The organism is Fluviibacter sp. (assembly GCF_057744235.1).
Map to the genome: position 1 here is coordinate 131,927 of NZ_JBIJFP010000001.1, position 17,054 is coordinate 148,980.

General features: G+C 56.3%; 20 protein-coding genes. 14 read left to right on the forward strand and 6 right to left on the reverse strand.

The window, feature by feature from the left end; translation table 11 throughout:
• The first annotated feature begins 13 nt into the window (after positions 1 to 13).
• From AC3GOJ_RS00610 to AC3GOJ_RS00645, 8 genes are all read left to right on the forward strand, one after another.
• On the forward strand, positions 14 to 370 hold the full coding sequence (locus tag AC3GOJ_RS00610; RefSeq protein WP_488235508.1) for a phage holin family protein: 357 nt from the start codon (positions 14 to 16) through the stop codon (positions 368 to 370).
• A gap of 18 nt (positions 371 to 388) precedes the next feature.
• Positions 389 to 1,225, forward strand: coding sequence for a methylenetetrahydrofolate reductase [NAD(P)H] (gene metF / locus AC3GOJ_RS00615; protein ID WP_488235509.1), 837 nt, complete (start codon positions 389 to 391; stop codon positions 1,223 to 1,225).
• Positions 1,226 to 1,385: 160 nt separating this feature from the next.
• Positions 1,386 to 1,694: a c-type cytochrome gene (locus AC3GOJ_RS00620; RefSeq protein WP_488235510.1), complete on the forward strand. Its 309-nt coding sequence runs from the start codon at positions 1,386 to 1,388 to the stop codon at positions 1,692 to 1,694.
• An 82-nt stretch (positions 1,695 to 1,776) separates the two neighbouring features.
• Positions 1,777 to 2,973: a branched-chain amino acid ABC transporter substrate-binding protein gene (locus AC3GOJ_RS00625; protein WP_488235511.1), complete on the forward strand. Its 1,197-nt coding sequence runs from the start codon at positions 1,777 to 1,779 to the stop codon at positions 2,971 to 2,973.
• A gap of 61 nt (positions 2,974 to 3,034) precedes the next feature.
• A complete protein-coding gene (locus AC3GOJ_RS00630; RefSeq protein WP_488235512.1) occupies positions 3,035 to 3,958 on the forward strand; it encodes a branched-chain amino acid ABC transporter permease in 924 nt (307 codons plus the stop codon).
• A gap of 23 nt (positions 3,959 to 3,981) precedes the next feature.
• Entirely contained in the window at positions 3,982 to 5,115 is a 1,134-nt protein-coding gene (locus AC3GOJ_RS00635; protein ID WP_488235513.1) for an ABC transporter permease subunit, read from the forward strand.
• Positions 5,116 to 5,127: 12 nt separating this feature from the next.
• Positions 5,128 to 5,907 carry an ABC transporter ATP-binding protein gene (locus tag AC3GOJ_RS00640; RefSeq protein WP_488235514.1) on the forward strand — a complete coding sequence of 260 codons (780 nt, stop codon included), beginning with the start codon at positions 5,128 to 5,130 and terminating at the stop codon, positions 5,905 to 5,907.
• Positions 5,900 to 6,628, forward strand: a complete 729-nt coding sequence (locus tag AC3GOJ_RS00645; protein ID WP_488235515.1) for an ABC transporter ATP-binding protein — start codon at positions 5,900 to 5,902, stop codon at positions 6,626 to 6,628. The genes AC3GOJ_RS00640 and AC3GOJ_RS00645 overlap by 8 nt, the downstream gene beginning before the upstream one ends.
• Here the strand turns inward: AC3GOJ_RS00645 and AC3GOJ_RS00650 are convergent.
• The 6 genes from AC3GOJ_RS00650 to mpl form a co-directional block, all read right to left on the reverse strand.
• Positions 6,604 to 7,173 (reverse strand): PqiC family protein, encoded by a 570-nt coding sequence (locus tag AC3GOJ_RS00650; RefSeq protein WP_488235516.1) that lies wholly within the window; start codon positions 7,171 to 7,173, stop codon positions 6,604 to 6,606. The genes AC3GOJ_RS00645 and AC3GOJ_RS00650 overlap by 25 nt on opposite strands.
• Positions 7,174 to 7,247: 74 nt before the next feature.
• Positions 7,248 to 8,876 (reverse strand): PqiB family protein, encoded by a 1,629-nt coding sequence (locus tag AC3GOJ_RS00655; protein WP_488235517.1) that lies wholly within the window; start codon positions 8,874 to 8,876, stop codon positions 7,248 to 7,250.
• Positions 8,866 to 9,531, reverse strand: coding sequence for a paraquat-inducible protein A (locus tag AC3GOJ_RS00660; protein WP_488235518.1), 666 nt, complete (start codon positions 9,529 to 9,531; stop codon positions 8,866 to 8,868). Before AC3GOJ_RS00660 ends, AC3GOJ_RS00655 begins: the two co-directional genes overlap by 11 nt.
• Complete coding sequence (locus tag AC3GOJ_RS00665; protein WP_488235519.1) at positions 9,528 to 10,136, reverse strand: paraquat-inducible protein A; 609 nt, start codon at positions 10,134 to 10,136, stop codon at positions 9,528 to 9,530. The genes AC3GOJ_RS00660 and AC3GOJ_RS00665 overlap by 4 nt, the downstream gene beginning before the upstream one ends.
• A 100-nt stretch (positions 10,137 to 10,236) precedes the next feature.
• A complete protein-coding gene (locus AC3GOJ_RS00670; RefSeq protein ID WP_488235520.1) occupies positions 10,237 to 10,848 on the reverse strand; it encodes a hypothetical protein in 612 nt (203 codons plus the stop codon).
• Positions 10,849 to 10,898: 50 nt separating this feature from the next.
• The gene (gene mpl, locus AC3GOJ_RS00675) at positions 10,899 to 12,269 is read right to left on the reverse strand and encodes a UDP-N-acetylmuramate:L-alanyl-gamma-D-glutamyl-meso-diaminopimelate ligase (RefSeq protein ID WP_488235521.1); all 1,371 of its coding nucleotides are present in this window, start codon (positions 12,267 to 12,269) and stop codon (positions 10,899 to 10,901) included.
• 107 nt (positions 12,270 to 12,376) lie between these two features.
• Between mpl and AC3GOJ_RS00680 the strand changes: the two genes are divergently transcribed.
• From AC3GOJ_RS00680 to prmA, 6 genes are all read left to right on the forward strand, one after another.
• Complete coding sequence (locus tag AC3GOJ_RS00680) at positions 12,377 to 13,015, forward strand: hypothetical protein (RefSeq protein WP_488235522.1); 639 nt, start codon at positions 12,377 to 12,379, stop codon at positions 13,013 to 13,015.
• A 71-nt stretch (positions 13,016 to 13,086) separates the two neighbouring features.
• Positions 13,087 to 13,638, forward strand: coding sequence for a TlpA family protein disulfide reductase (locus AC3GOJ_RS00685; protein ID WP_488235523.1), 552 nt, complete (start codon positions 13,087 to 13,089; stop codon positions 13,636 to 13,638).
• A 110-nt stretch (positions 13,639 to 13,748) separates the two neighbouring features.
• On the forward strand, positions 13,749 to 14,234 hold the full coding sequence (gene aroQ, locus AC3GOJ_RS00690; protein WP_488235524.1) for a type II 3-dehydroquinate dehydratase: 486 nt from the start codon (positions 13,749 to 13,751) through the stop codon (positions 14,232 to 14,234).
• Between the two features lie 58 nt (positions 14,235 to 14,292).
• A complete protein-coding gene (accB, locus tag AC3GOJ_RS00695) occupies positions 14,293 to 14,745 on the forward strand; it encodes an acetyl-CoA carboxylase biotin carboxyl carrier protein (RefSeq protein ID WP_488235525.1) in 453 nt (150 codons plus the stop codon).
• A gap of 5 nt (positions 14,746 to 14,750) precedes the next feature.
• A complete protein-coding gene (gene accC, locus AC3GOJ_RS00700; RefSeq protein WP_488235526.1) occupies positions 14,751 to 16,115 on the forward strand; it encodes an acetyl-CoA carboxylase biotin carboxylase subunit in 1,365 nt (454 codons plus the stop codon).
• On the forward strand, positions 16,116 to 17,030 hold the full coding sequence (gene prmA, locus AC3GOJ_RS00705) for a 50S ribosomal protein L11 methyltransferase (protein ID WP_488235527.1): 915 nt from the start codon (positions 16,116 to 16,118) through the stop codon (positions 17,028 to 17,030).
• Positions 17,031 to 17,054 lie beyond the last annotated feature (24 nt).

Below are 17,054 nucleotides of genomic sequence, written 5' to 3' on the forward strand. Positions count from 1 at the left end.
GGGAAATTTCACCATGAAACTGCTGTTGACCTGGGCGCTGAATGCCGTCGCGTTGCTGCTGGTCCCGTACATCGTGCCGGGCATCCACATCGAGAGCTTAGGCTCTGCACTCATCGCTGTCGTTATTCTGGGTCTGGTCAACGCAGTCATCCGCCCGATCTTCATCGTGCTCACGCTACCGGTGACCCTGCTCACGCTGGGTCTGTTCCTGTTCGTGATTAATGCGATGATGTTCTGGTGGGTGGGTGACCTACTCAGTGGTTTCAGAGTGGAAGGATTTTTTGCCGCTCTATTTGGTTCTATTGTTTACAGCATCGCCAGCTGGTTCCTCTCGTCGCTAACCGAGCAACCACGCATCGAGCGCGTTTGATTTCTGCCGGACTCTTGAATGACTCAGCCCTCTGTTGAACTCTCCGTTGAATTCTTCCCGCCACAAACGCCGGAAGGACTCGACAAGTTGCGCGTTGTTCGCGAAAAACTGGCCGTACTGGAACCGACCTTCTGCTCAGTCACTTATGGTGCCGGCGGTTCAACACGTGAACGCACGTTCGACGTTATTCGCGAGATGGTCAGCGAGGGCATTGATGCTGCGCCCCACCTTTCTTGCATTGGTTCCACGCGTGACAGCATCCGCGAGATTCTGGACGAATACCTGGATCTGGGCATTAGCCGCATCGTCGCGCTACGCGGCGACCTGCCATCAGGCATGGCCGAAGCCGGTGAATTCCGTTACGCCAATGAACTGGTCGAATTTATCCGCGAAACCACTGGCGATCACTTCAGCATCGAAGTCGCTGCCTATCCGGAATGGCACCCACAAGCACGCACACCCGCAGACGACCTACGTGCGTTCGTCACCAAAATGAATGCGGGTGCCGACTCGGCGATTACCCAGTACTTCTTTAATGCCGACGCCTACTTCAACTTTGTCGAAGCCGCCCGCAATGCCGGCGTCACCCAACCCATCGTGCCGGGCATCATGCCGATCAGTGGTTTTACCAAGCTGGCACGGTTTTCAGATGCCTGTGGCGCCGAGATCCCGCGCTGGATGCGTCGCACGCTGGAAAGCTACGGCGATGACACCGACAGCATCAAAGCCTTTGGCCTCGACGTTGTTACGGATCTCTGTGAACAGCTGATCGAAGGCGGTGCCCCCGGCCTGCACTTCTACACGATGAATCAGTCTGTACTGACCCTGGAAATTTGCCGTCGCCTCGGTCTCTGACTTGCTGGTCGACGACCCGATTTATTCTTAACGAATCACACGTCGCAAAAACCCTACATTTTTCTGGCCTTTAGAGGGTTTTGTGTTTTACACTAGTCATACAGTTAACCGATTCATCAACTGTCCAGATTCGCGCACTCACTATCAGGAGACATACAACATGAAAGCTATGCTCGTAATCGCCGCTGCTGCCGGCGCACTGCTTGCCCAAAACGCCCTTGCTGCTGATGGCAAAGGCACTTACACCAAGGCTTGTGCTAGCTGCCACGCTACTGGCGCCGCTAATGCACCTAAGTTCGGTGACAAAGCCGCCTGGGCACCACGCATCAAGACTGGCATGCCAGCGCTTTACAACGTTGCTCTGAAGGGCAAACCAGGTACTGCCATGATGCCAAAGGGTGGCAATGCATCGCTGTCGGATGACGATGTCAAAGCCGCTGTGGACTACATGGTTGACGCTGCCAAGTAAGTCTTACGCTGCCTACAAAAAACCGACCTCACGGGGTCGGTTTTTTTATGTAAAAATGGCAAAAATATTTCCGGAGCCCGTCATGACCCTGCACAAGCGCCACACCCTTTCCGCCTCTGCCCTGATTATTGCCACGCTCAGCCTCACGGCCTGCGGTCAAAAGGATGTTGCACCAGCGGCAGGCACCGAAGTGATCATCAAGGTCGGCCATGCTGCGCCGCTAACCGGCCCACAAGCGCATCTGGGCAAGGATAATGAAAATGGCGCTGTCATGGCGATCGATGAGCTAAACAGCCGTGGCCTCAGCATTGGCGGCAGCAAGGTCAAATTTGTCCTGATCTCCGAAGATGACCAGGCCGACCCCAAAGCCGGCACCACAGTAGCCCAGAAGTTTGTGGATCAGAAAGTCAACGGCGTGATCGGCCACCTGAATTCCGGCACCACGATCCCGGCTTCGCGCATTTATTCAGAAGCCGGCATTCCACAGATCTCTGGCTCGGCCACCAACCCGACCTACACCCTCCAGGGCTTTAAGACCACCTTCCGTGTGTTCGCCAACGATGTTCACCAAGGGCAAGCCCTGGCACAGTTCGCCACCAAAACACTCAAAGCAAAAACTATTGCCATCGTGGACGACCGCACCGCCTACGGCCAAGGCCTGGCTGATGAGTTCAAGAAAGCCGTAGAAGCCGGTGGCGCCAAGATTGTTGCCCAGGAATTCACCACCGACAAGGCCACCGATTTCAAGGCCATTCTGACCAAGATCAAAGCCTCCAATCCGGATGTGCTGTTCTTCAGTGCCATGGATGCTCAAGGCGGCCCGGCGCTCAAACAGGCCCGCGAATTGGGTCTCAAAGCAACATTCCTGATTGGCGATGGCGGTTGCACACCGGAGTTCATAAAACTGGCCGGTAACGCCGCCGATGGCCAGTACTGTTCGCTACCCGGCGTCCCACTAGAAAAAATGCCGGGCGGCACGGTGTTCAAGGATAAATACCAGCAGCGCTACAACCAGCAGATTCAACTCTACGCACCCTACGTCTATGATGCGGTGATGGTGATGGCGGATTCAATGCAACGCGCCAACTCGGCCGATCCGGCCAAGTATCTGCCAGAAGTCGGTAAGACCCAATACCAAGGCGTAACGGCCAAGGTGGTCTTTGACGCCAAGGGCGACCTGTCCAGCCCGGCTGTCTCCATTTACCAGGATAAGGGGGGCAACTGGTCGTATGTCGAGACCGTGGGTGCCGCCAATACAGCAGCGCCTGCAGCCAAGTAAGCATCAGCCACCCCAAATTGCCCGGCCCGATGGTCGGGCAATTTTTTAACGGCGCAGTTTCATGGATATTTTTCTCCAGCAGATCATCAACGGTGTTGTCCTCGGCAGTATCTATGCCCTGGTCGCACTGGGTTATACGATGGTTTACGGCATCCTCGGCCTGATCAACTTTGCCCACGGCGAAGTGGTGATGGTTGGCGCGCTCGTCAGCTATAGCGTGATGACAGCGCTCATACCCAGCGGTATGCCGCCGGTACTGCTGGCCCTACTTTCTGTACTGGTGGCCGCACCCGTCTGCATGGCACTGGCCTGGGCGATTGAGCGCTACGCGTATCGCCCGCTGCGCCACGCCCCCAAGCTCACACCGCTGATCAGCGCGATTGGTGTCTCCATTCTGCTGCAGAACCTGGCCATGATGATCTGGGGCCGCAGCTATCATGCCTTCCCGGACATTCTGCCCGCCATCAACTACGACATCGGTGGCGCGCACCTGAACCTGCTGCAGGCTGTAACCGTGGCTCTAGCCGGCATCACCATGGCCATCCTGGCCTGGATGATTCAACGCACCTCACTCGGCCAGGCCATGCGCGCCACCGCTGAAAACCCGGCCATTGCCGAGCTCATGGGCATCCCCGTCAACCGGATCATCACCATCACCTTCGTCATTGGCGCCGCGCTGGCTGCCCTGGCTGGTCTGATGGTTGGCGCTAACTACTCGGTCGCCCACTATTACATGGGCTTTATGCTCGGCCTGAAAGCCTTTACCGCGGCCGTACTCGGCGGCATCGGCAATATCACCGGCGCCATGCTGGGGGGCCTGTTACTCGGTTTGATCGAATCGCTGGGAGCCGGTTATATCGAAGACCTGACCGGTGGTTTTCTCGGTTCCAACTACCAGGATATCTTTGCCTTCCTGGTGCTCATTATCGTGCTTGTCTTCCGCCCGGGGGGGCTGATGGGCGAGCGCGTTTCCGAACGCGCCTGACCAACGCACCTGAAACAGATGTCATGAAACTCGCCGCACGATTTCTCTCCCGCATTACGCAACGCCAGGACAACCGGATCCATTGGCTGGTCTGGGCGCTACTCGGTGTGCTGCTGGCCGCGATGCCCTGGCTGGTTGCCGCCGGCTTCGGTAACACCTGGCTGCGCATTCTCAACTTTGCCTTGCTGTATGTGATGCTGGCCCTGGGTCTCAACATTGTCGTGGGCTTTGCCGGGTTGCTCGATATGGGCTACATCGCCTTCTACGCCGTAGGCGCCTATCTCTGGGCGCTGCTGGCTAGCCCGCAATTCGGCCTGCACTGGCCGATGTGGGCCATTCTGCCGCTAGGTGCCGGCGTGGCCGGTCTATTCGGCATGCTGCTCGGCGCACCCACCCTCAAACTACGTGGGGACTACCTGGCCATCGTCACACTGGGTTTCGGAGAGATCATCCGTATCTTCCTCAACAACCTGAATACGCCCGTGAACATTACCAATGGCCCACAGGGTATCTCGGCCATCGACCCCATTCATTTCGGCAGCATCTCCCTCGCCCGTCCGATTGATCTGGGGTTCCTGCAGATACCCTCACTGGTCGGCTACTACTACCTGTTTCTGGTGGCGGCACTGTTCATCATCGGCATTGCGTTACGCCTTGAACGCTCCCGCGTGGGGCGCGCCTGGGCCGCCATCCGTGAAGACGAAGTGGCTGCCAAAGCCTGTGGCATCAACACCCGCAACGTCAAATTACTCGCATTTGCCATGGGCGCCACCTTCGGCGGCGTTGCCGGCGGTCTGTTTGCCGGCTTCCAGCAGTTTGTTAGCCCGGAATCCTTTGGCTTACTAGAATCGGTGATGGTGCTCTGCATGGTCGTTCTGGGCGGCATGGGGCATATCCCCGGCGTGATCTTCGGTGCCCTGCTCCTGACCGTTCTGCCGGAGTTCTTCCGGCAGATTGCCGGCCCTGTTCAACAAAATCTGTTCGGCAGCGTACTGGTTGATCCGGAAAGCCTGCGCATGCTGCTCTTTGGCTTGGCGCTAGTGCTCGTTATGCGCTACCGCCCGAGTGGTCTGTGGCCCTCGCCGATTCGTCGTCGCGAAATCGACGACATCAAACGCAGTGATGCACCGGCGGATGTGCCGGTCAGCCCGATGTGAGGTTGCCTCCTTATGTCACACTCACAGGTACTACTTCACGCTGAACACATCAGCAAATCCTTCGGTGGCGTCCAGGCACTGAAAGATGTTTCGCTGGCCCTGAATGTCGGCGAGATCTACGGATTGATCGGCCCCAATGGTGCCGGTAAAACCACGCTGTTCAATTGCCTCACCGGACTTTACATTCCGGACAGCGGCCGATTCACATTCAACGACACGTCACTACGCAGCAACGCACCCGACAAAACCGTGCGCCAGGGCATTGCCCGCACGTTCCAGAACATTCGCTTGTTTGCCAACATGACCGCACTGGAGAATGTGATGGTCGGCCGCCATGGCCGACTACGCAGCAACATCCTTAGTGACATTCTGCGCACGCCGTTCAATCGGCGCGAAGAACAGGCAACCGAAGACATGGCGCTGCAGCTCCTGCATTACGTCGGCATCGCCCACCGCGCCCATGACCTGGCCAAACACCTCTCGTATGGCGATCAGCGCCGGTTGGAAATTGCCCGCGCCCTAGCCACCAACCCGCGCCTGCTGTGTCTGGATGAACCCGCGGCCGGCATGAACGCCAGCGAAACCGCCGGTCTCCGCCAACTGGTGGAAATGATCCGTACGGATGGCATCAGCATTCTGCTCATCGAGCACGACGTACAACTGGTCATGGGCCTGTGCGACCGGGTCGCCGTACTGGATTACGGCGAGTTGATCTGTGAAGACGTACCCGCTGTGGTGCAACAACACCCTCGGGTGATCGAAGCGTATCTGGGGAGCGGCGCCTATGCTTGAAGTCCGTGATCTACGTTTGCAGTACGGCGGTATTCAGGCCGTCAAAGGTATCAGCTTCGATGTCGGCGGCGGCGAACTGGTTGCCCTCATCGGTGCCAATGGCGCCGGCAAGACATCGACACTCAAGGCACTGGCCCGCATGTTGCCGCAAGCGACTGGGCAGGTTTGCCTGAATCCGGACAATGCCCCCAAGATCGACCTCATGCATTTGCCGGCGCATGAACTCATCGCCCATGGCGTCGCACTGGTGCCTGAAGGCCGTGGCGTATTTGCGCGCCAGACCGTTCTGGAAAACCTGCAGCTCGGCGCCTTCCGCGTCAAAGATCGCCAACTCGTTGCACAACGCCTGGAAGATCTGTTGGACCGCCTGCCCCGCCTGAAAGAGCGCGCCTCTCAACTGGCCGGCACCCTCTCGGGTGGCGAACAGCAGATGCTGGCCATTGCCCGGGCATTGATGTCCGGTCCGCAACTGCTGTTGCTGGATGAACCATCCATGGGTCTGGCACCCATCATGGTCGATCGTATCTTCGAACTGATCATCAGTGCTCGCGATAGCGGTGTCAGCATCCTGCTGGTTGAACAGAACGCCCGACTGGCACTTAAAGTTAGCAGCCGCGCTTACGTGCTCGAATCCGGCAAGATTACGCTCAGCGGTAACTCAGCTGATCTACTGCAGGATGATCGGGTCAGAGCAGCCTATTTGGGAGAAGCGGTCGGGTGAATCGCTTTGGCGATTTCAATGCTGACTTTCTCGAAAGCACGGCTCTGCGCGGCAACCAAAGGCTCGAAACCGTCTGCACTCACGGGCTCACGCACTAGTGATCGACCAGTGATCACGTCATCATGAGCGACAGACATCTTTGACGATGTTGCAGCGGCAACTTTATCGGGCTCACTTGCTTTGGCTTTAAGCGCCGAGGGTTTGACGGTCCAAAGTACATCCACGACAACCGCATCACCGAGCTTGCTATCCAAACTTTGCACATCCATGAACACCTGATAGTCAAACTTTGAGTAAGTGGTTTGGCTATAACTCCAGACATTCGGTGTAGACAGGTCGTGCATCAGATTTGCTGCAACCACCCTTTCGATATCAGCCTTAAGTGAACCGCCCCAGCGCTGATATTCATAGATCGACACTTGGTTCGTGCTGTTTTTTACAACCAGCTGCGGTTTATCAACACTGGGAGGCAGCGTCACCGGACCCACCATAACGCGCGTTTTGTGAGTCATTGCCCTCACATCCGGCAAGGTCGTGGCACTCAAGGTGTAATAGGTATTCTTGGGCGAGCTACATGCCGCGAGCGTGAATGACAGCGTGAGAAAAAGCATCACTCTCATCATTTTGTCTCCTCTGAAGGTTTACCAATCAGAATCGATTGGGGCTGCTGATCTAGCATGTCTGCCAGCCTCTTTAACGAACCCGCCGCCTTACTCAACTCTCGGAGTGTTTCACGCAGATCCGTTTGCATAGGCGAGTCACTCGCCAACAAGGCATCTGCATTTTTTAGCACTTTATTGACTTCAGGTAGGGTCTCATTGTCGAGCTTCTTGACGAGCCTGTCGGTATTTTTGACAATCCCAGAAACGGATTGTTCGATATCATCAAACGTGCCCGGAATAGACGGGATTTGAATCGGCGTTTTCTTGGTGTTCAGCGTAAACTTTGGCGCATCCGGGAAAAAATCCATTGCGATATATTGCTGGCCCGTGAGCATATTCGCAGTCCGCAATTGTGCACGCAATCCGCGATCAATCATACCTTGGTAACGTTTATATCGCTCTTCATCATTCTTCGGTGGTGGATAGAGGGTGCTCTTATCAACGGTTTTAAGATGTAAACGTTCAGGATAAACATAAATCACTACTGGCTGAATGATCGTAAAGTCTTTGGGATCAATCGTCACGTCAACTTCCGCCACTTCTCCGATAGTGACACCCCGGAAATCCACGGGGGAGCCCACCGTCAAACCACGTACAGATTGCTTGAAATAGATCACCATCCGTTCGATACGCGTATCAGCACGCTTCATGGCAAGTTCACGTGTTTGGTAAAGTGGAAACACGCTATCCGCCTTGGCGCGGCCAGCGTCATCTGCGACAGCTGCATTGCCCGCTAATGTGGCTACCTTTGCACTGTCGGCCGGCGCGCTATCCAGATCGTCATCCGTGGATGGTCGGTCTTCAAAGGCAATCCCCCCCGCCAGTATCGAGATCATAGATTCGGTTTGAACCTTCAACCCGGCAGCACCCAGCGAGACATCGATTCCGCTAGCATTCCAGAACCGGCTATTGCTTGTGACATATTTGTCGTAAGGGGCGTGTACAAATATTTCAATCGAGACTTCTTTGCCATTTGCATCCAATTCGTATCCAACGACTTCACCCACCATCAAGCGACGGAAATAAACGGGCGTGCCGATATCATGCGATCCCAGATCGGGGGCACGCAGTATGAACTTTCGTCCTGGCGTGTCTTGCGTCAGGATTGGCGGAACCTCAAGCGCGACAAAGCTTTCGCGTGCTTCACGGGACTGACCAATATCGGCCGCTATATAGGTACCTCCGAATAACGTTCCGAGTCCTGAAACACCGCTCGCCGTGATACGTGGGCGCACAATCCAGAATCTCGTGTCTTCGCGCAAGAAATCCGAAGCCTTCCGGTCAATCTGCACAGTCGCAACAACATGCTTGTGGTCTTCTGACAAATCAACCGTCTTAACGACTCCAATAATCACGTCTTTGTACTTGACGTGAGTTTTTCCCGCTTCCAGCCCGTCGCCCGACTTGAATGCAATCGTGATGATTGGACCCCGTTCCAGCATGAATTTGATGCCCAAGCTGATACCTATCAATAAGGCCAATATGGGAATGATCCAAATGAATCGTGATGACCAGTTCCTTGGATGTTTGGAAACCGGGGTGGGCAGATCGGCAAACGCTTGTTCACGATTCAGATTAGACGACATGTTGTTCCTCGGGAATGTCTCTCGATGCTTGTTGATCTGCGGCATCCCAGATCAATCGGGGATCAAAACTTTCTGCAGCCAGCATGGTTAATACCACGACTGCGCCAAATGCAATTGCGCCGGTACTCACATTAATCGACATAATGCTACCGAATTGAACGAGCGCTGTGAGCATGGCCGCAACGTAGATGTCAATCATTGACCATCTGCCAACCGCTTCAAGCACGCGGTACATTTGCGTGCGAGTCTTGGGTTTCCATACTGAACGGCGGCGAACCGAGATTAAGAGATAGGTCAATACCAGCAGCTTGGTGATGGGGATAAGCACGCTCGCAACAAATAGAATAATGCTCAACGCTTGCGAACCGGAGACCCACAAATAAATGACACCGCTCATGATGGTGTCATCCTCTGAGCCCGACAAGCCATTCGATTTCATGACGGGCATTAGATTTGCCGGAACGATTAATATGTAAGAGGCGATGAGTAGTGCCCAGGTTCGATGGAGGCTATCCGGCTTTCGGAAATGTAAGGTCAGACCACATCGGCGGCATACCATTCCATGCGCATTCGGCAGAACTTTATGAGCAAGACCACAGGCATGACATCCGATGACATGCTCGGCAGCGCCCGTTAAAGGCTTTTGACCTGTCATTCCAGCGTTTCCACTTGTTCCCAAAAAGTACGGGAATCAAAGTTGGCCGCAGCTGCCGTTAAAGAAATCATCAGGAACACGAAAGACCACAGGGCAACGTCCGGCATCACTGTCGCCATTGCATGCAATTTGCTGATTGTAACCAAGAGTCCGAGCATAAAAACCTCAACCATGGCCCAGGGTTGGGATAAATGCATGATTCTGAACACCACCGCCAGTTTGGGGGGGCGACGCCCTAAACTTAGGGGTAACAGGAGATAAATAAATGCACCGATCTCAAGCGCTGGCATCAAGAAGGTTGTCGCAAAGACCAGCCCTGCCACAAGAGGCATGTCATCATGAATCAGCATATTCACCATGCCGAGCAGCGATGTCGAGCTGACCAAACCTTGCGAGGTCAAACCCACAATGGGGAATGCATTGGAAATTACAAATAGCACCGCGGCGGTGAGCGCGAATGCCAAAGAACGCTTTAAGCCATCAGGCTGATGGCGATGCAGAACATGACCACATCGTGAGCAAATGGCAACATCACCAAGATTCATCGGATGCTCGCGAAGTAGCAAATCACACTCATCGCAGACAAGCAGAGAATTAAAAGCCATCAAATCTATCGAATACGGAGATCACGTCTGATTGGCACACGGGCATCAACGTGACGAAGGCGCCCGCAGGCGCCTTTGTCACGTGAAGCAACTTGACTGATTACTTCTTGGTCGGCGCCACGAAACCGACAGCCATGTCCTGGACATATTCCACCAGAACTTCATCACCCACCTTGAAGTTATCCAGGCCCAGAACAGCCTTGTCGACCTTGACCTTCATGGTCTTGCCGTCCGGCGTGGTCAGCTCGGCAGTGCGTGCCTTGGCATCAATGCTCTTGATCTTGGCAGTGGCATAGATGGTGTCGATTTCTTCAGCAAACGGCTTCTTGTTTGCCTGATCCTGCACCTTGACGGTACGAGTGGCCGACACGCCCGGCTGCGTGCCCTTCGGCGCAGCAACCAGGCCCACAGCCACAGCTTGTGCGTATTCAACAACGAAAATGTCACCCTTTTTGATCTTGCCAAAGTTAGGCACATCCTTGCCCACCTTCATCGGGGCCAGCTGGCCCTGATCGTTCTTCAGAACAACGGTACGGTTCTTGGCATCGACTGAATCTACCGTAGCGGTCAGTACGGTCACTTCAGCAGCGACCGGCACAACCTGACCCGACTTGGCAGCAGCAGCCGGCTTGGCAGCCGGTGCAGCAGTTTGAGCCTGGGCAGTGATACCTGCGGTAGCCAGCAGAGCAGCGAGGACGAGCGATTTTTTCATGGATAGTTCTCCAGAGGGTAAAAGGTGCTTGAATACAGAATCGAGATTCGCTAAGCGTTTTGTGATGATAGCAGGGCTTCGAGCAACTTGTTGTGAATTCCCTGAAACCCGCCGTTGCTCATGACAAGAATATGATCACCGGGCTGCGCCTTGCTTACGATTGCTTTCAGCATGGCTTCGAAATCTTCATGCACTTCGGCCCGATCGCCCATCGGGGCTAGGGCACCGAGGGCATCCCAGCCGAGGTTGGCACTGTAACAGTAGACCTGATCACAATCGGCCAGGCTACCGGGCAGCTGGTCTTTCATAACACCGAGCTTCATGGTGTTGGAGCGCGGTTCGATCACGGCGAGGATGCGTGCACTGCCCACTTTACGACGCAGGCCAGCCACCGTGGTGGCAATGGCGGTCGGGTGGTGGGCAAAGTCATCGTACACGGTGACACCTCGCTCAACGCCACGCACTTCCATACGACGTTTGACGTTCTCAAATCGGGACAAGGCATCCAGGCCTTTATCCAGTGGCACACCGGCATGACGTGCGGCGAGCATGGCGGCCAGCGCATTCATGCGGTTATGTTCGCCGGTGAGCGCCCAGGTGATCTCACCTATCACGGCATCTCCTTCACGAACGGTCATGCGGCCGGAGGCATCGTCACCCGCCACGCTAAACCCGCTACCGTCACCAAAGCCGACCACCGGTGTCCAGCAACCCCACTCAAGCACACGCGCCAGTGCCGACTCTGTGGCATTGGAAACAATCAGACCATTCCCCGGCATGGTGCGTACAAGGTGATGAAACTGGGTTTCAATGGCTTCCAGATCAGCAAAAATATCGGCGTGGTCAAATTCGAGGTTATTGAGAATCACGGTGCGCGGACGGTAGTGCACGAACTTGGAACGCTTGTCGCAGAAGGCCGTGTCGTATTCGTCGGCCTCAATCACGAAGAACGGTGAATCTTTCAGATCACCGTGCAGGCGTGCCGACACACCGAAGTTACGCGGCACGCCGCCAATGAGAAACCCCGGCGCCAGCCCGGCGTCTTCGAGAATCCAGGCCAACAACGAGGCGGTGGTGGTTTTGCCATGCGTACCCGCCACCCCCAGCACCCAACGCCCTTGCAGAACATGTTCCGCTAACCATTGCGGGCCAGAGACATAGGGCAAGCCTGCGTCAAGAATGGCTTCAAGTAGCGGGTTGCCGCGCGAGATGGCGTTACCGATCACGTAGACGTCCGCATGCATCGACAGCTGCGATGGATCGTAACCCTCGATCAGTTCGATACCGGCACCGCGCAGCTGATCGCTCATCGGCGGATACACGCCAGCATCACATCCGGTGACTTTATGCCCCGCAGCCCTCGCCAGTTGTGCCAGACCGCCCATGAAGGTGCCGCAGACACCGAGTATATGCACATGCATGCTTTTCCGTCTTTCGTCTTTACGAGTTTTTTACATCTTCATGCCGGCGCAATGTCCGGCAGGTAGGTTTAGAATGGAAATCATTGTACCTGCCCCGGAGACCCGATATGCGCCACCGACGACGCCCCACCGGCATGCAGAACAACGGCACGGCTCATATTGCCGCCGTGGCCGCCCGCCTGATGGCGGAAGATGGCCTCGACGATGTGGAACTGGCCAAACGTAAAGCCGCCCATCAATTAAATCTGCCGGAGTGGATTGGTCTGCCCAGTTCCCAGGCGGTGTATGACGCGCTACGCACCCATCAGGCCATTTTTCAGGATAGCGAACAGCGCGAGCGTATTGCCGGTATGCGCCAGGAGGCACTGTACTGGATGGAACTCCTGGCGGATTTTCACCCCTACCTGACGGGCTCGGTGCTTGATGGCACCGCAGGCCGCTATTCAATGATCGATATCCTGCTCTACCCGGACAGCGACAAAGATGTTGAGATTTTTCTGCTGAATCAGGGGGTCGCCTATGAGCATATGCGTCCGCGCAATGACCGCACATCTGCCGTGCTGCAGGTTGCCCGCGGGGAATGGGACACCAATCTGGTGATTTATCCCTCGCATGATGAACGGGTGGTCTTCAGGCACCACGATGGCACCGTGCGGGAACGGGCTCGCATTGAGGCGGTTCGCGAGCGCCTCAAAATTGATGCCTTATTCCAACCAGATTCGAACACGGCGACATTTTGCCGGTAACATGTCGCAAAATTCTGCGAAAACACCCGCACTAACCCACTATGTCATTGATACTACCCAAGGAAACACCCATGCGTTTTAGTCGTTTGCTGCGTCAACACCTGCCGGGCACCTTCCTGGTAGCCTGCATGGCGGCGACCGCCTTACTCAGCGGTTGTTCAAAGTTCGAAAATAGTCAGTCCAAAACCAACGGCCCGCAAGTAGCGGCCAAATTCTTTGAGGCGCAATTCAAGGATGTGAACGGCAAGCCGGTGGATCTGAGCACGCTGCGGGGCAAAACCGTGGTGGTCAATTTTTGGTCGACCTGGTGCCCGCCCTGCGTGGAAGAAATGCCGATGTTCGATGAGGTGCAAGCGGCCTACAAAGACAAAGACGTGGTTTTTGTCGGCATCGCCGCCGATCAGGCCGACAACGTTAAGACGTTTCTGAAAAAGACGCCAGTCAAGTACGCCGTTGTTGTCGGCGGCCAACCAGGCTTCGAGTTGTCGCAGCAGCTGGGCAACCGTCACGATGCTGTGCCTTTCACGCTCATCATCAACCCGAAAGAAAGCATTAGCAGTCGCCACTTTGGCATTTATCCCCGCAAGGATCTGGAGTCGGATCTGGCAAAAGTGCTCAAGTAATTCAATCACGTCGACATCTGGCAGACATCTGGTGGCGAATAGGCTCTGATTAAGCCAGGAACTGGCAATTTGTCACCAATTGGGAGACAATGATAATTATGGACAACCGCATGCAATCCTCCGCCGACGAAACCCTAGGCAAGGTTCTGGTACTCAATGGCCCGAACCTGAATCTGCTGGGCCAACGAGAGCCGCATCTGTACGGCGCCACCACGCTGGCCGACATTGATCGCGCATTAGCCGAACGCGCCGAACGTGCCGGCATCGTGCTCGAAACTTTTCAAAGCAATCACGAAGGTGCACTCATCGAGCGCCTGCACGCAGCACGCAGCGAAGGCTTTGATTTTCTGATCATCAATCCGGCCGCATTCACGCACACCAGCATTGCACTGCGCGATGCCGTGCTGGCCTCGGATATCTCGTTTATTGAAGTACACCTGTCGAACGTGCACGCCCGCGAGCCGTTCCGCCACCAATCGTTTTTCTCCGACAAGGCTGTCGGCACGATCACCGGACTTGGTGCCCAGGGGTATCTGCTGGCATTCGACTACGTCGTTGCCGCCCTCTCGGACAATCTGGATCCGGGTCAGGGCTAACGCGACTCCACCCCGCTTTAATTTCAACCATTCACAGACACGACTTCAGGAGACCCACATGGATCTGCGTAAACTCAAAAAACTGATCGACCTGGTACAGGAATCCGGCATTTCCGAACTGGAAGTCACCGAAGGCGAAGAAAAAGTCCGCATCGCGAAACAGCTGACGGCAGCGCCGATCGCCCACCAGGTTTACGCAGCAGCAGCGCCGATGGCGGCCAGCGCACCAGCTGCTGCACCTGCTGCTCCGGTGGCTGCAGAACCCGCAGCCCCGGCAGGTCACCAAGTGAAGAGCCCGATGGTCGGCACCTTCTACCGCGCCTCGTCACCGGATGCTAAAGCCTTCGTCGAAGTCGGCGACACCGTCAAGGAAGGTCAGACACTGTGCATCGTTGAAGCCATGAAGCTGCTCAACGAAATCGAATCGGATGCCAGCGGCGTCGTGAAGGCCATCCTGATCGAAAACGGCCAGCCGGTCGAATTTGGCGAACCACTGTTCATCATCGGCTAATCGCCATGTTCGAAAAGATTCTGATTGCCAACCGGGGGGAGATTGCCCTCCGCATTCAGCGCGCCTGTCGTCTGCTGGGTGTCAAAACCGTGGTCGTGCACTCCGAAGCCGACCGTGATGCCAAATACGTGAAGCTGGCCGATGAATCGGTCTGTATCGGTCCGGCCGCTTCCAAAGACAGCTACCTGAACGTCCCGGCCATTATCTCGGCGGCCGAAGTGACGGATGCCGAAGCGATTCACCCGGGTTACGGTTTCCTCTCGGAAAACGCCGACTTCTCAGAGCGCGTCGAGCAGTGTGGTTTCGTGTTCATCGGTCCGAAGGCCGACACGATTCGCCTGATGGGTGACAAGGTCTCGGCTAAAGATGCCATGAAGGCCGCTGGCGTGCCCTGCGTCCCCGGCTCGGATGGTGCGCTACCCCCAGAAGACCACAAGGAAATCGTACGCATCGCCCGCCAGATCGGCTACCCGGTCATCATCAAAGCCGCCGGTGGCGGCGGCGGCCGCGGTATGCGTGTGGTACACACGGAAGCCGCGCTGATCAATGCCGTTCAGATGACGCGCCAGGAAGCGCAAACCGCGTTCGGCAACCCGACCGTGTACATGGAAAAGTTTCTGGAAAACCCGCGCCACGTGGAAATCCAGGTCCTCGCCGACACGCATGGCAATGCCGTGTATCTGGGCGAGCGCGATTGTTCGATGCAGCGGCGTCACCAAAAAGTGATTGAAGAAGCACCGGCACCGGGCATCCCGGAAAGACTGATCGCTAAAATTGGCGAACGCTGCGCCGAAGCTTGTCGTAAGATTGGTTATCGCGGCGCCGGTACGTTTGAGTTCCTCTTTGAAAACGGTGAGTTCTATTTCATCGAAATGAACACACGCGTACAAGTCGAGCATCCGGTGACAGAAATGATTACCGGCATCGACATCGTTCAGGAACAGATCCGTATCGCGGCTGGCGAAAAATTACGTTTCCGTCAGCGGGACATCGAGTTCCGCGGTCACGCCATCGAATGCCGTATCAATGCCGAAGACCCGTATACCTTCGTCCCGTCGCCGGGCACGATCAATGCTTGGCATACGCCGGGCGGCCCGGGCATTCGCGTGGATTCGCATGTCTATGCCGGCTACAAGGTCCCACCGCATTACGATTCAATGATTGGCAAGCTGATCGCTTACGGCGAAACCCGTGACCAGGCGATTCGCAAGATGCGTATCGCGCTATCGGAAATGCTGGTTGAAGGCATCAAGACCAACATCCCGCTGCACCACGAACTGATGCGTGACAAAGGTTTCGTGGACGGCGGTGCCAGCATCCACTATCTGGAACACATGCTGGCCGAGAAAAAAGAAGTCGAGCGCAAGTAAGTGACCGCGCAAACCACTTGGGTCAACGCCCGCATCATTGCGGATGCCCAGCAGGCCGAGGCGCTCGGTGATGCCCTGATGGAAGCCGGCGCTTTGTCGGTCACCGTCGAGGACGCCGACGCCGGCACGCCGGCCGAAACGCCCCAATATGGCGAGCCCGGCATGGAAACACACAGCGTCTGGACACGCTCCGTACTGTCGGCACTGTTCGATGCCGCAGACCCGGTACACGACATCGTGGCCCAGTGCGCGGCCGCACTCGGTGTTAACGCCGAGACGCTCTCGCTGGAAGACGTTCCGGAAACCGATTGGGTGCGTGCCACGCAGGCCCAGTTTGACCCGATTCCGATCGGTGGTCCGCTCTGGATCGTGCCAACCTGGCACACACCGCCCGAACCGGATGCGATTAATCTGGTGCTCGACCCCGGCCTGGCCTTCGGTACCGGTAGTCACCCCACCACGCGCATGTGCCTGCAATGGCTGGTGCGTGAAAGACCGGTGGGCACCGTGCTGGATTACGGCTGCGGCTCCGGCATCCTGGCCATCGCCGCCGCCAAGTTAGGCACCGCTGAGGTCGTCGGCGTGGACATCGATCCACAAGCCGTCCGTTCAGCCAAAGACAATGCCGAAGCCAATTGCGTGACTGCTGCCTTCTTCGATGCCAGCGACACGTTACCTACGCCGTACGACACCCGTCAGTACGATGTGGTGCTTGCCAACATTCTGGCCAACCCCCTTCGGGTTTTGGCCCCGGCGCTGGCGGCCCGCCTCAAACCCGGTGCCTCCCTGGTATTGGCTGGCCTCCTGGCCGAACAGGCCGAAGAACTGATCGGCATTTACAGCCCCTGGCTGGAAATGCGGGTTGGCGACACCCAGGAAGGCTGGAGCCTACTGGTCGGCACCCGTCCGCTCTAATTCTGCTTTTGCATTCAAGACAAT